Below are 14,851 nucleotides of genomic sequence, written 5' to 3'. Positions count from 1 at the left end.
ATTCGTTTCCTTAGCTATTTAATGGTTCGTTATTGATGGTTTCCTTCGTTTTCTGTTGGTTCATTGGTCTCAGCGCCCTCCCCTTCCTGCTGTTGGCCCTCGGGTGTCAGCGATTGTTCAAAGTTGCCCGTGCCTACAACATTTTCAAAATTACTGATATAACCCTTACCAAGGTCGGGATTCTTCATGTTCATCAGCGAGGGACTATACAACACAAACTCGCCCACGAGCAGAAGTATCATGATGGCCCACTGGATGTAGTGCAGCACGGTCTCGCCCGACAGAGAGTGAACCTGGTCAGCCACATTGTCCAACAAACCAAACTTTGAACCCTTGTAACGATGAGAGCGGGTCTTGAACGTATAGTATAGGGGGTCTATCAGCACCGACTTCAGGTCTTCATGCTTCAGCACGTCGTTCACAAACTTAGCATCGGTCTGTTGCTCCTTGCGGAAGTCGGTGTAATGACACACCAACATATAAATTGCCGTCAGCAGCAAAACTGCCACCGTGAAGAACTGAGGGAATGAGGTGTAAACAAACTTGAGACTGAATATAGGTATAAGGACAGTCATGGCGCCCAAGATACCCCATAGGGCAGCTATCGTCGAACCATATCCATTAAAATAGGAACGCGTGGCCACGATAATGGCCGTCATACCGCCAACGGGCAGACCGATCGTCACATAGGGATGCGCCATCACATAGTCCTTGTTCGAGAATCCCACAAACAGCACCAAAACAACCCATAGGAAGCAAGCCACATAATAGATGGCCATGAAGGTCTTCTCGCGCGACAGTGCACCTCGCCACTCGCGACGCACCTCGGCTATGCGAGTCTTAGTATCTTCGCGAGCTTTGGTGAAACGGCGATAGTGGAACTGCTGGGGGTCAATGCTTCCGATGGCCATCAGCCAGGCTTCAAGTTCGCGCTCGTAGCTATATTCCTCCTGGAAGTCGCGCGTGGGATCTTCGTGATAGAACACCGACAGCCACTGAGACAGGGCACCATTGCGTATCTCGGAGCGCATCTGCGGCACCTGGTTGGCATCCAACTGTTTTCCATCGGTCAGCAATGTGCCGTTGGGCAGCAGATAGGTAGGTATGACACCCAACGAGCGACAGAAGCGATAGAGCGCTGTGCGCAAATCGTAGGCTCCCAAGCGTTCGCGGTTTTCCTCAGAGTTCATGTCGAAGCAACGCTTAGCCTCGTTGAGCAGGTCAAACCATCCATGAAGCTCTGCAAAGAAATAGAAGCGTCCGCTCTCGGCATCGGCAAAGGCAGACATCTGTTGGGCCAGCTCGTCGGCAGCCGTGTGCTCCATCTGTTTCAGCTGGTTGGCAAGGATATCGCCAACGGCCTGCGGTGTCTGTGCATCGCGCAGGTCGAAGGCCGCAGTACGGTCGGCAGTGTAAAGCACCTTATAGGCCAAGTCGATGGAGAACTCCTTTCCCTCGGTCAACTTGATGACGTTGTCACACTTCACCATGTCTTCATGCACATAGAGCCACGACAGCAAGCGACCGTCACACAGCGAATGCCACTCGTCTTCGGTGGGTTCGGCATTTCCAAAGTATTCCACAATATCCTGAATGGTCAGTGTTGACCTGTGTGTCAGGAATGGGATATCGGGATCTATCTCCAGAACGAGTCGCATCAGGGAGATGCGTGGCTCGCACTCTTCATTGAAATAAGAACGCAAGCGGTCCACATTACTCTTAGTATGAGTCTCCAACCAGATGAACACGGGGTCGTTGGCATTCTTCAGTATCAGCGAATACTCCTCGCGGTGTGACAATAGTGACAGAGCCAGGCCATGCACATCCTCGCATGCCATGCCCTTGATGTCGCGATAAGGTTGCGAAGAGTCCATCGTGTAGGCCGAGGCATAGAGTCCGGCACGCTGGTCGGTGGGATAACGCTGAGTGACAATCTCGTTGACGACAGCCGATAGCTTGGTGTTGCCACAAGCCTCGAGCCACTGCACAATACGTCCGTTATAGAGATAGTTCTTGCCCAGCTGTTCATTCTCGAGCAACATTGGCACCAGTTCGTGCACGTTCTCAGCCACCAGGTTGCGGTCGGGATCTACGATAAAGCTCTTGTAGCGCAAGAAGGGAGAAGATATATCGACTGCCACATCTTCGCCTAAGAACCATCGCTCCACTTCGTCGTAGCCCCAACGCGTCATCTTGTTGACAGACGTCAGCCCCTGAATCAGTTTCTTCACCTGGTCGGGCAGTTCGTCCATACGCGGCAGACGTCCTTCGTTCTTCTGGCGCATCATCAGGCGCTCGTTGGCACTCATAGGGTTCTCGCCGAGCCATGTGGCAAAGAGTGTCATGCCCAACGAATAGAAGTCGGCGGCAGGTGTAATCTCGACCTCACCGTCAATCACGTCGGTGTACATCTCGGGGGCTGCATAAATGGGCGTACGTGCCTGTGTGGTGCGGAACGTATTGCTGCCGTTGGTCTGCAGCGACGAGATACCAAAGTCGCCCAGCACCAGCTCCTGCTGAGACTCGTCACGGAAGAAGAAGTTGGTAGGTTTAATATCTTTGTGCAGGATATTGTTCTTATGACAGTAGGCCAGTGCACCTGCTGCCTGCAGCACCAAGCGGCGGAAGCGGTTGAAGTTGCCCTCTACGCGCAAGTCTTTCAGCGTACCGCCACGCAGATACTCCATCAGTTCGTAGTTACGGTTCTTGCCTTCCACATAAGTCTTGCCATAGTCGAAGAGGCGCACAATCATCTCGAAGTGGAAAGAGCGGATGGTCTGCAGCAACTTTTTATTTACGTCGAAATTGGGATAATAGACCTTCAGCACAAACTCTTTGCCATCCTTTTCTACCAGGAACACCTGAGCCTCGCCAGAGTTGTCGCTCAAACACTTGACCTCAGTATAGGCCTCGCCTTTCAGCATGAACACATGTCCAGCAAGTGTCTCTTCGCCTTCCTGAGCAGCAAACGACATGTCCGAGCGTCGGGTGCTCTCATAGTCGGCATCATCATTAACCTGAGCTGCCTGCATCACGTTAGACGGTGCCTTTAAAGTTCGGTCATCAGCATTGCCAGCATCATTGCCAGCACTAGCTGCATTATCGGGCATTCGGGTCGTTTTGTCCCACTGGTTGTCTGTCATCATTTGTCGTCTTTGATTTCCTGCTTAGAATTGTGTCCCAAGACAATCCACTTGCCACCCATCTGGGGCTTTGCGCATCCGCAAGGACTGGAGTGCATCGCATTCTTATAGTTGCAGCGCCAGGCCAGTCGCACACCCGTTGGTTTCTGAGCCATAGCAAAGTTGCGCACCTTGGCGGGCGACGACTGTGGTGGGATGGCCATCTGGTCGAGTATCTCGGCGATCTGTTCCAGTTTGCGGCGCTTCATGGCGTTCAGCTCTTCTTTGCTCACGCGTTGGTTCTTTGGCTCGGGTATCACTGGGTTTTGTATGCCATCGTCTTGTGCCAGCAGTCGCAGTATCCTGTCGCGCAGGTCCTGACACTCCTTGTCGCGTATTGCATCGCGCTCGGTGTTGTAGGGTAGCCTCATCTCCAGTTCGCTATACTCACGAGCCAGCGATAAAAGTTCCTTATACTCAGGTATGGTCTTCAACTGTGCCACCAACTGACGGGCCTCTTCTGTGAGCGGCATTCCGCACTGCTTACAGAAAGCGAAGTCGTTCATCGTATGACAGGTAGGACACACAATGCCACCTCTGGGTGAACCACACTCTGGGCAATATCCTTCATAATCGGACAGATGTGCACCGCAGAACGAGCACACATCGGTTCGGATATAATGGTGACAAGCCTCGCAATAGTCTGCTTCGGGATCAATCTGGGTGCCACAGTTTGGACAGATGTCCATGCGCATCAGTGCACCACACGAAGCGCAATACATGGCATCGGGGTCGTTAATGGTTCCGCATTTCGGACAGGGCACGCCCGCCAAGGCATTCTGCTGCATCAGCCTACCTCCAGACGTCTCCTGATTTATAGATTGTTCACGCATCAGCCTTTCACCGCCTTGCGTCTGTTCGTTTGTAATCATGGTTTTTTATTTTAGCTAAAATCTTTTGCAAAGATAATTAGTAAATTTTATATTACCAAAAATAAAGTCCTTAAACTTTCAAAATGTTTCAAAGTTTAAGGACTTTTATTAATTTCTGTTAAGTGTTTACCATAATTGCAAGCGCTGTTCGCGAGGTATATACATCGCATCGCCGGGCTTCACGCCAAAAGCCTCATACCAGGCATCAATGTGTTTCAAGGCTCCGTTCACGCGCCATCTGCCCAACGAATGGGGATCGTTCTTGGTGCGATTTCTGATTTCTGCCTCGGTGATATTGCCTGCCCATACGCCTGCATAGGCAATGAAGAAGCGCTGGTCGGGGGTCAGACCGTCGATGACGGGCAACGGGGCGTTCTTGGTGGCATTTTTGAATGCGGCATAAGCTACCTGCAGACCACCATGGTCGGCCAGGTTCTCGCCCAGTGTGAACTGACCGTTAGCGTTCAAGTCGGGCAGCACCTTAATCGAAGAGAAGAAATCGGCATACTGATTGGCACGTGCCTTGAAGAGTTCGCCATCCTTCTCAGCCCACCAGTCGTTCATATTACCATCTTTGTCGTACTGACGACCTTGATCGTCGAATCCGTGAGTCATCTCGTGACCGATCACCACACCAATGGCGCCATAGTTGAAGGCATCGTCGGCATCGGGGTCAAAGAAGCAGCCCTGCAGGATACCTGCGGGGAAGCAGATCTCATTGGTGGTGGGATTATAGTAGGCATTCACCGTCTGTGGGAACATGTGCCAGTCGTCGCGGTCCACTGGTTTACCGGCTGTATGCTCTATCTGATAGCTGTTCCAGAACTTACGGCAAGCGAGGATATTGTCGAAGTACGACTTCTCGGGATCGATGGTCAAACGGCTCATATCAATCCACTTATCGGGATAGCCCACCTTCACATAAAAGGTATTCAGCTTCAGCAAGGCATTCACCTTGGTGGCATCGCTCATCCAGTCTTGTGCGGCAATGCGCTCGCCAAGGGCAATCTGCAAATTCTTGATCAGGCGCAACATGCGCTCTTTAGAAGATGCGGGAAAATATTTCTGCACGTAGATGCGTCCAAGTGCTTGTCCCATCTGGCTCTGCAACTGCTGAGTGGCACGGCGCCACAGGGGGTGATCTTCTTGACGACCCGACATCACTTTGCCGAAGAACTCGAAGTTCTCCTGCTGCACTTTGTCGTCCAAGTAGCTTGATGCTGAAAGGATATGCCCCCACTCCATATAGTCGCGATACTCGGCGGCCTTGATGGTGCTCAGCAGGGTATTAACGCCTGCAAAGAACTCGGGCTGACCCACCACTAGTTCCTGACAGTATTTTGAGTCAAGTCCACTGGCGTTTGCCTGCTTTTCCAACTGGATGTTGGGGTATTTCTCGTCAAACGCTTTTAACGACATTTTATGATAGTTCTTCTGAGGATTACGCAAGTCGGTCTTTGAGCGCGACACCTTGGCGAGTGCAGTCTCCACACGCATCACGTTGTTCATCTTCTTAACAGCAGCAGACTTACTAAAGCCAAATAGCTGGAACATTTTGATTATATGCGCCTTATAAGATTCACGAATCTTCACAGTCTCAACATCGTTCTCCAAATAGTAGCTCTTGTCGCCCAACGAGATACCACCCTGCGAAACTTGCAGAATGTTCTGCGATGCATTCTTCTCATCAGCACCTACGTAAGAATCGAAAAATTCTGAATTACCATAAGGCGCCATAGACAACTGGACCTGGAAGAGCTGAGCCACGGTCTTTGCTTTTTCAAGTTGCTTGATAAGCGCCATTGCAGGAGCCACACCGTCCTTGTTGCGGCGTTCTTCATCCATCGCCAACTTGTAGAGGTCGCTCAGTTTCTGCTCTATCGTACCCTTCTCGTAGGAGCCCTTCAGAAGCTCGTCCAGAATTCCGTTCACGCGTTTGTTGTTCTCCTCACCAATCATGTCGAACGAACCAAATCGCGAGTAAGCGGCAGGCAGCGGATTCTTAGTCATCCAACCGCCGCAGGCATACTGATAGAAATCGTCTGTCGGCTTCACACTTTTGTCCATATTCCCAAGATCAATACCAGAGCTTAACGTGCCCTGTGCGCTACCTGTCATCGACATGAGCGTCAATGTCATCATAGTAAATAAACTTTTAAATTCCATGTTGTTTTATCAATAAAATAACTCTTCATGCTTGATTAGTTTGTAATTGTTCCAGTTCCTCGGAGAGTTTCTCCCAGCGCTCCACCTCCTCGTCCATTCCCTTCTTTGTATCTGTGTATTCCGTGACCAAGGTCATGTCGGCTGCATTCTTGGGATCGCACAGCAGTGCGTCCAGCTCTTTCAGACGCAATTCAAACTTGCTGATTTTCTTCTCACTCTCTTCTACGGCACGTTCGGCTTTTTTCAGCTGCTTCTGCAGTTCTTTGTGGGCAGCATAGGAGCCACCCTTGGCAGTGGAAACTTCGGCAGCCTTTGGAACTTCCTTGGTCTTCTTTCCTTTTTCGAAATAGGCGTCTATCGTATCGCCTTTCACCTGTGTCTGAGACTCTTTCGACTGCAGGAAGTCATAGATGCCACCCAGGTGCTCACGCACCTTTCCGCCGCCAAACTCATAGACCTTGCTCACCAGTCCGTCAAGGAACTCACGGTCGTGACTCACGATGATAGCCGTACCGTCGAATGCCTTGATTGCTTCTTTCAGCACATCCTTCGACGGCATGTCCAAGTGGTTTGTCGGCTCGTCGAGAATCAGCAGGTTGACGGGCTCAAGCAGTAGTCGAATCATAGCCAGACGACTGCGCTCGCCACCACTGAGCACTTTGACGCGCTTGTCGCTGGCTTCGCCACCAAACATGAAGGCACCGAGTATGTCGTTGATCTTCAAGCGCACTTCGCCCTTTGCCACATGGTCGATGGTCTGAAACACAGTCAGCGACTCGTCGAGCAGTTGCGCCTGGTTTTGCGCAAAATAGCCTATCTGCACGTTGTGTCCCACCTTGAGGTTTCCTTCGAAGGGAATCTCGCCCATGATACATTTCACGAGCGTGGACTTGCCTTCACCGTTCTTGCCCACGAACGCCACCTTCTCTCCACGCTTGATCGTGAGATTTACATGGTCGAAGACCACATGGTCGTAGGTCTTCTTCACGTCTTCACAAATCACAGGATAGTCGCCACTGCGCAGACAGGGCGGAAACTTCAGGTGCAGGGCCGAGTTATCGATCTCGTCAATCTCGACGGGTACGATCTTCTCCAGCTGCTTCACTTTCTGTTGCACCTGTACGGCTTTGGTGGCCTGATAGCGGAAGCGCTCGATGAAGGCTTTCATCTCGCTGATTTCCTTCTGCTGGTTCTCATAGGCTCGCATCTGCTGTTCGCGGCGTTCCTGGCGCAGGGTGACATACTCGTTGTACTTCACCCGATAGTCCACCACCTTGCCGCAAGCGATTTCCAGCGTGCGGTTGGTCACGTTGTTGATGAACGCGCGGTCGTGACTGACCAGCACGACGGCACTCGGCGAATGACTAAGAAACTGTTCCAGCCACTGGATGGAGTTGATGTCAAGGTGGTTGGTAGGTTCGTCGAGCAACAGCACGTCGGGTCGGCGAAGCAGTATCTTGGCCAACTCGATACGCATACGCCATCCGCCCGAGAACTCACGGGTCGGACGGTCCAGGTCTGTGCGGTCGAAGCCCAGTCCCATCAGCGTGCGCTCGATCTCGGCCTCGTAGCCCTCGGCGCCCAACATCTGGTAGCGCTCATGTTCACTGGTAAATTTCTCTACCAATGCCATATATTCCTCACTCTCATAGTCTGTACGCTCGTTGAGCTGCTTCTCCATGCGCTCTATACGGGCAGCAATCTTCTGGATGTCGGCAAAGGCTTTCTGCGCCTCTTCCCTAACTGTCGTATTATCCTGAAGTACCATCACCTGTGGCAGGTAGCCAATCGTGGTGTCGGCAGGCACGCTGACCTGTCCAGCGGTGGGCTGCTCCAGCCCGCACAGCATCTTCAGCATGGTCGATTTGCCAGCACCATTCTTGCCCACCAGGGCAATGCGGTCGCGGTCGTTGACCACAAAGCTTACATCTGAAAACAACGGTTTGACACCAAACTCTACTTTTAAATTTTCTACAGAAATCATTTTATTCCATTACTTCCCAGTGCAGCACAGCACCATTCTTGCGGGCTGGATCTGCACCTTTATAATCCATACTATAAGGACTACCTGTGGTAGGACTCTTGCCTATATACTGGTGTGTGCGCACAGACAGCAGCATGAAGTCGTGATTCAGGTAGTCTTGCCAAAGGAACACTTCGGCTTCGGTGGCATCAAGCGTGAAGCGGACATCGCCAGGCAGTCCTTCGCCATACGTCTTGATATATCGGCCGTCTAAGCACTGCACCAGCACCTGTCCGTGTCCCTTGTCTACCAGACGGAACTGCGTGTTCTTGCTCTTATCGGCAGCACGTGTGTCGTAGAGGATGCCGTGAGGCAAGCAGATGGCGGGACGGCCTGTGGCCTTGTTGATGATACGAAACGTCTTGCCGAAGGGGATGTTCTCGCTACGATCGGCACAAGGCTCCTCTACGGTGAAATTGTCAAACTCGGCATAGCCACCGTTCTTCCTGTCTTTGTTGAATGCGAAGAGGGCATGGCGCGAACCTTGAAACGAGATTAGCTGATAGCTGAGCGGCATCTTGCGCCCGATGGTCTGGAAGTGCTGTCCGTCCTCACTATAGGCATACTGTGACCTATCGTCATCGTAGTAGCCATGACAGCGCAGCCATATCTTGCCATGAGGCAACGAGACTGGGCGATCAATGGTGTCGTTAGTCAGTTGCTCATAACAACGCAAGGTCAGCTGCTCTCCCGTCTTCACCACACCGATCCACGAACAGGGCACGTTGATATTGCCCAGACCACAGACGTCGCCATCCTTCATTCCACCGACAAAGAGTTCTACGGTGGTCACCGACTGCGGACCAATGACGCGTTGCGTCAACGTATTGCGTGCCCACATCAGCTGTTCTGCCGGCATCGACTGCAAGCGCAGGCGCCCGTTTTTCAGTTGCCATTTGCGGTCGTCTGGATTGTGGTTCCACTGCCACACACGTCCTAAGGCCTTGCCATCGAAATTCTCGTTTCTGTCATACGGAGCACCAACCACAGAGGTCTCTCCTGACTGGGTGGCAGGCTTGAACCACGTGCGCGGAGCACGTCCCAGGTTACCCTCCAGTCCGACCATGGGCCATCCGTCTTTCCACGTCATCGGCATCAGACAGACAGTGCGACCAATCGAGTGGAAGTCTTGCATGAACAGTGCCCACCACGAGCCATCGGCAGCCTGCACGATGCCGCCTTGATGGGCATTGCTGCAGGCGGTAGCGCTCTGGTCCACCGGTCCCAACTTGAACTTTGTGCCATCTTGCCCGATGCGATACTTCTCGCCACGAGGCAACTGTGTCAGCGAGACGGCATGATAGCCATAGGTCTCGTCGGCAGTGATGACACGTGTCTCATAGGGTCCCCATATGCTCTTTGAGCGCGAGCAAAGGGTACGGCCATTGGGTTTATAGTCGGTAGAGATGAGATAATACATCCCATCAATCTTATACATGTGGTGTCCCTCGCCTACACCGTTGCCTTCAGGAATGATGACACGCTCGCTGCCCTCTACAGGTCCGCTCATATCGGGCTTCAGTTCGGTGCATCTCACCTTGCCATAGCCATGAATGGCATACACCTTGCCATCGTCGTCAAACAGCACACCGAGGTCGTAGATGTCGCCTTTCATATTATGATGCTTCCATGGGCCGCGTATATCCTTGGCCGTGTAGCACTGCAGCCCTTTGCCGTTGACATTTGAAAAGACATAGAATTGACCGTTGGCATAGCGGATGCAGGGTGCCCAGATGCCCTGACCATAGATTTCCTTGTGGTTTTTCAGCGAGAAAGCATCATCGCCGAAGTCGAAGCGGTCAAAGCAGTAAGATATATTCTCCCAGTTCACCAGGTCTTTTGAGTGCAAGATAACGAGCCCTGGCACGGTGTGCATGGTGGTGCCTGCCAGATAGTAGTCATCGCCCACGCGCAGGATGTCGGGATCGCTAAACTCGTCGTAGAACAGTGGATTTGTAAACGTTCCGTTTCCATTGTCGGCGGTCCACGACTGAGCACCGGCTGGCGTCGCCATCAGAGCGCTTATCATGAGACAAACTATTGTTTTCTTCATTGTCATAGTTGATTAGTTATTTGTAAATATAAACTGTACCTCCATCGCTGTCGGCATAGTGTTTCAGTAGTTCTTGTATGTAGCGGGCATTCTCAGCCACCCGCTGTTCGTTGCCGTCATAGCCATTGATAAGCACCAGCAAGTGGGTGGTTGACAAGGTCATCTTCGTACGCTCATGGTCGCTAGTGGGGGTGCCAAACCCTCCTACCCTGTCGCGATAGACGGGCAGTCCGGCAATATTCAAGACACCGCGGCCAATACCCTCGTAGGGCTCGTCCTCGCGTCCCACGCCCAGGGTCAGCGTCTGTCCGTCCAACTTGTCGGCATCAAAGCCGCCAATGCTGTAGCCATACTTCATGCTGGCCAAGTTGACCAAGTCCACCAGGGTATCTATCTGATAGAGGTCCTTGCCTTGCAACAAGCGGCGCATCAGCTGTTCGCTGGCTGGACGATAGCGAGAGGGATCCTTGCCACAGGCCTTATAGACGCGGCGGGTGGCAGCAATGCCGGGCAGGTTTTTCAGTTGCTCGTTAGTCAACGTATGGACCACCTCTGCCTGCAGCGTCCTGATTTCGCCCCACAAGGCTTCGCAAAAGGGTGTATTCTTCACCTGGGCCTCGACGGCCGCGCCCACGAAGTCGGGGCAAACGGATACTATCTCTTCGGATACGATGATATTCATTTCAACAATTCCAGAAACTCTTCTTCATTCATAATCTTTATACCGAGCTTTTGGGCTTTTTCGAGTTTCGACGGCCCCATGTTCTCGCCAGCCAGGATGAACGAGGTCTTGCCGCTGATGCTACCCACGTTCTTGCCGCCATGCTGCTCGATAATGAGCTTGTACTCATCGCGCGAGTGATGGGCAAACACGCCACTGATGACCACGCTCTGGCCTGCCAGCTTGTCGCTAGCCGATGCCGTCTGACTGGCCTGCAGTTCCATCTGCAACCCGTACGAACGCAATCGGTTGATAATGTCTATGTTGGCGGCATCATGGAAATAGCCTATGATACTCTTGGCCATCACTTCGCCAATGCCTTCTACTTCTTGGAGCTCTGCCAGTCCGGCAGCCATCAGCGCATCCATCGACTTGAAATGACGGGCCAACAGGCGCGCCGATGTCTCGCCGACAAAGCGGATGCCAAGCGCAAAGACAACACGCTCGAAGGGTACTTCCTTGGATTTCTGAATACCATTGACGATGCGCTGTGCCGACTTGGTGCGACTGCCATCACCATTGATCTGCTGTACGTCAATCTGATAGAGGTCGGCCACGTTCTTCACCAGCCCACGACGATAGTATTCATCGACAGTCTCAGGACCCAGTGAGTCGATATTCATGGCCTTGCGGGCAATGAAGTGCTCTATGCGACCTTTGATCTGTGGTGGACAGCCAGTGTCGTTCGGACAGTACCAGGCGGCCTCGCCCTCGTAGCGCACCAAGGGGGTGCCACATTCGGGACAGCGCTTGATGAACTGTACAGGCATGGCTATGATGGGTCGCTGATCGACATCGACTCCCACAATCTTAGGGATGATCTCACCGCCCTTCTCTACATAGACGGCATCGCCCAGATGCAGGTCGAAGCTCTTGATGAAGTCTTCGTTGTTCAGCGTGGCTCGTTTCACCGTGGTGCCTGCCAGTTGCACGGGCTCCATATTGGCCACGGGCGTCACGGCACCGGTGCGCCCCACCTGATAGGTGACCTCCAGCAGACGGGTGCAGGCACGCTCGGCCTTGAACTTATAGGCAATGGCCCAGCGGGGACTCTTGGCCGTATAGCCCAGCGAGCGCTGCTGACGCAGTGCGTTCACCTTCAGCACGATGCCATCGGTGGCCACGGGCAGGTTCTTGCGCTCGGTGTCCCAATAGTTGATGAAATCCAGAATCTCCTCTACTGTCTTCACCTTGCGCATGCCCTCGGAGATCTTGAATCCCCACGAACGCGCCAACTGCAGGTTTTCGAAATGTCCTTCGGCAGGCACTTCCTCGCCCAACAGATAGTAGAGATAGGCGTCCAGTCCACGCTTGGCCACCACTCTTGAGTCCAGACTCTTCAGCGTACCGCTGGCGGCATTGCGTGGATTGGCAAACAAAGGTTCTTCGGCTGCCTCGCGCTCGCGGTTGAGTCGTTCGAACGATGACCAAGGCATCAGTATCTCGCCACGAATCTCAAACTCATGGGGATAGCCGCTACCGGGCAGTATCAACGGAATACTGGAGATGGTTCTCACGTTCTGGGTCACATCATCGCCCCGCACGCCGTCACCACGCGTCACAGCTTGCGTCAGCCGGCCATCAACATAGGTCAGCGAGATGCTCAGACCGTCGTACTTCATTTCGCAACACACCTCGAAATCTTCGCCAGCCAGACCCTTGCGGACACTCTCATACCATTCGCGCACGTCTTGCTCGCTATAGGTGTTGGCCAACGACAACATGGGGTATTTGTGTACCACCTGACGAAAGTCGGACTGCAGGTCACTGCCCACGCGCTGTGTGGGCGAGTTGGCATCAAACAGTTCTGGATGTTTGGCCTCCAGATCCTGTAGTTCGTGCATCATGAAGTCGAACTCCTGATCGCTGATTTCTGGCTGATTCAGTACATAGTATTTATAATTGTGTTCATGCAACTGCCGTCGCAAATCCATGATACGCTGCTTGTCGTCCATAACATTTCCGTTTAGAATTTGGATGCAAAGGTAATAATTAATGAGCGAAATTCAAAATTAAATCATATATTTAATCCACCTTTATTGCCTTTTCTTGAAGCTATTTTCATATTAATCATGAATTTGCCGTTTTCTTCCTTCACAACCAATAAGCGCAGCGTAAAGAGATTCTACTTATTCCATCTTTTCCGTATCATAAAAGAACACCCATGCCCCCACCCTGCCCTATCCAAAAGGAAGGGGGATGATCAGTCCCTGAAAACATGATTATCTTTTAGCTGTAATCATTTGCATATCTCAAAAAAAAAAGTTACCTTTGCATTTCAATATGAATAATACGGGACTTGTACTGGAAGGCGGGGCTATGAGAGGGCTCTTCACTGCAGGTATCATCGACGTGATGATGCGCCACGAGGTGTGGCCGGACGGTTTGATTGGCGTGTCGGCAGGAGCGGCTTTCGGGTGTAACATGAAGTCGAGACAGATTGGACGTGCCATCCGCTATAACATGCGCTTTGCCAAGGACAAACGCTATAGCGGCATCGGATCGTGGCTTAAGACGGGCAACTACTTCAACGCTGAATTTGACTACCACATAGTGCCCACACGCTATGACCTGTTCGACGACAAGACCTTCAACGAGAACCCAATGACGTTCTTTGCCGTATGCACAGACGTTGAGACTGGATTTCCTATTTACAAGCGATTGGACGAGGTGAACGATGACACCTACGACTGGATACGCGCATCGGCATCCATGCCGCTTGCGTCAAAGGTCGTCGAACTGGAAGGCATCAAACTGCTGGATGGCGGTGTGAGCGACTCCATCCCGTTGGAGTACTTCGAAAAACTGGGCTACCAGCGCAACGTAGTGGTGCTGACGCAACCCGAAGGCTTCGTAAAAAAGCCTAACCGACTGATGCCCATCATGCGCATTGCACTTAGGAAATATCCAAACATGATTAAAGCCATGGAAACACGCCACGAGATGTACAACAGACAGCTGGCCTATGTTCGTCAAGCCGAGGCTGCGGGCAGGTGCATGGTGATACGTCCAGAAACGAAAATACCGATTGGACACATTTCCCACGACCCGAAGGAAATGAAGGCGGTATATGACATGGGAACTCGCACCGGAGAACAATACATTGAAAGTATAAAAGCTTTTTACAAAGAGAAATAGACATGAGAATAGATATCATTTCAGTACTGCCAGAAATGCTTGAAGGCTTCGTGCACGAGTCCATCTTAGCGCGTGCCGAGAAGAAAGGACTAGCAGAAATAAAATTACATAACTTAAGAGATTATACGCTGGACAAGTGGCGTCGTGTGGACGACTACCCCTATGGTGGCAGCGCAGGCATGGTGATGCAGTGTGAACCGATAGACCGTTGCATCACAGCGCTGAAAGCCGAGCGCAACTACGACGAAGTGATCTTCACGTCACCCGACGGCGAGCGTTTCGATCAGCACATGGCCAACGAGCTGTCGCTGAAAGGCAACCTGATTATTCTGGCTGGCCACTACAAAGGCATAGACCAACGTGTGCGCGATCACCTGATTACGAAGGAAATTTCTATTGGCGACTTTGTGCTGACTGGCGGCGAACTGGTGGCTGCCATGATTGCCGATGCCATCGTGCGCGTGGTGCCCGGCGTGATTGGCGACGAGCAGAGTGCTCTGTCAGACTGCTTTCAGGACGACCTGCTTGCAGCTCCCATCTACACACGTCCTGCCGACTATAAAGGCTGGAAGGTACCCGACATCCTACTAAGTGGAAACGAAGCAAAAATAAGAAACTGGGAATTGGAACAAGCCATGGAGCGCACCCGCCGCTTGCGCCCCGACCTGCTGAAAGAGCAGTAAACTACTTATTCTA

At 52.2% G+C, this 14,851-nt stretch carries 9 protein-coding genes; 2 read left to right on the top strand and 7 right to left on the bottom strand.

Annotation, left to right across the window (positions count from 1 at the left end; all coding sequences use genetic code 11):
* Positions 1-29: 29 nt before the first annotated feature.
* From L6472_RS05735 to ligA, 7 genes are all read right to left on the bottom strand, one after another.
* Complete coding sequence (locus tag L6472_RS05735) at positions 30-3,146, bottom strand: protein kinase family protein (RefSeq protein WP_237807710.1); 3,117 nt, start codon at positions 3,144-3,146, stop codon at positions 30-32.
* On the bottom strand, positions 3,143-4,054 hold the full coding sequence (locus L6472_RS05730) for a zinc ribbon domain-containing protein (protein WP_237807709.1): 912 nt from the start codon (positions 4,052-4,054) through the stop codon (positions 3,143-3,145). The genes L6472_RS05735 and L6472_RS05730 overlap by 4 nt, the downstream gene beginning before the upstream one ends.
* Before the next feature lie 126 nt (positions 4,055-4,180).
* Positions 4,181-6,220 carry a M13 family metallopeptidase gene (locus tag L6472_RS05725; protein WP_237807708.1) on the bottom strand — a complete coding sequence of 680 codons (2,040 nt, stop codon included), beginning with the start codon at positions 6,218-6,220 and terminating at the stop codon, positions 4,181-4,183.
* Positions 6,221-6,245: 25 nt separating this feature from the next.
* Complete coding sequence (locus L6472_RS05720; RefSeq protein WP_237807706.1) at positions 6,246-8,204, bottom strand: ABC-F family ATP-binding cassette domain-containing protein; 1,959 nt, start codon at positions 8,202-8,204, stop codon at positions 6,246-6,248.
* 1 nt (position 8,205) lies between these two features.
* Positions 8,206-10,296 carry a glycoside hydrolase 43 family protein gene (locus L6472_RS05715; protein ID WP_237807703.1) on the bottom strand — a complete coding sequence of 697 codons (2,091 nt, stop codon included), beginning with the start codon at positions 10,294-10,296 and terminating at the stop codon, positions 8,206-8,208.
* Positions 10,297-10,312: 16 nt separating this feature from the next.
* On the bottom strand, positions 10,313-10,978 hold the full coding sequence (locus tag L6472_RS05710; protein WP_237807702.1) for a B3/4 domain-containing protein: 666 nt from the start codon (positions 10,976-10,978) through the stop codon (positions 10,313-10,315).
* Positions 10,975-12,972: an NAD-dependent DNA ligase LigA gene (gene ligA / locus L6472_RS05705; protein WP_237807700.1), complete on the bottom strand. Its 1,998-nt coding sequence runs from the start codon at positions 12,970-12,972 to the stop codon at positions 10,975-10,977. The genes L6472_RS05710 and ligA overlap by 4 nt, the downstream gene beginning before the upstream one ends.
* Positions 12,973-13,300: 328 nt before the next feature.
* Between ligA and L6472_RS05700 the strand changes: the two genes are divergently transcribed.
* Complete coding sequence (locus tag L6472_RS05700) at positions 13,301-14,155, top strand: patatin family protein (RefSeq protein WP_237807698.1); 855 nt, start codon at positions 13,301-13,303, stop codon at positions 14,153-14,155.
* A gap of 2 nt (positions 14,156-14,157) precedes the next feature.
* Positions 14,158-14,838: a tRNA (guanosine(37)-N1)-methyltransferase TrmD gene (gene trmD / locus L6472_RS05695; RefSeq protein ID WP_237807697.1), complete on the top strand. Its 681-nt coding sequence runs from the start codon at positions 14,158-14,160 to the stop codon at positions 14,836-14,838.
* Positions 14,839-14,851 lie beyond the last annotated feature (13 nt).

Origin of the sequence: Prevotella sp. E13-17, from assembly GCF_022024035.1 — a bacterium.
In the GTDB taxonomy this organism is placed as follows: Bacteria; Bacteroidota; Bacteroidia; order Bacteroidales; family Bacteroidaceae; genus Prevotella.
Note: the sequence above shows the minus strand (reverse complement) of the source record. Positions and strands in the feature narration are given on the sequence as shown.

Coding starts and splice junctions, on each gene's coding strand:
- L6472_RS05725 (WP_237807708.1), bottom strand. CDS start 6,220: ATGGAATTTAAAAGTTTATTTACTATGATGACATTGACGCTCATGTCG.
- L6472_RS05700 (WP_237807698.1), top strand. CDS start 13,301: ATGAATAATACGGGACTTGTACTGGAAGGCGGGGCTATGAGAGGGCTC.
- L6472_RS05715 (WP_237807703.1), bottom strand. CDS start 10,296: ATGAAGAAAACAATAGTTTGTCTCATGATAAGCGCTCTGATGGCGACG.
- L6472_RS05735 (WP_237807710.1), bottom strand. CDS start 3,146: ATGATGACAGACAACCAGTGGGACAAAACGACCCGAATGCCCGATAAT.
- L6472_RS05730 (WP_237807709.1), bottom strand. CDS start 4,054: ATGATTACAAACGAACAGACGCAAGGCGGTGAAAGGCTGATGCGTGAA.
- L6472_RS05720 (WP_237807706.1), bottom strand. CDS start 8,204: ATGATTTCTGTAGAAAATTTAAAAGTAGAGTTTGGTGTCAAACCGTTG.
- ligA (WP_237807700.1), bottom strand. CDS start 12,972: ATGGACGACAAGCAGCGTATCATGGATTTGCGACGGCAGTTGCATGAA.
- trmD (WP_237807697.1), top strand. CDS start 14,158: ATGAGAATAGATATCATTTCAGTACTGCCAGAAATGCTTGAAGGCTTC.
- L6472_RS05710 (WP_237807702.1), bottom strand. CDS start 10,978: ATGAATATCATCGTATCCGAAGAGATAGTATCCGTTTGCCCCGACTTC.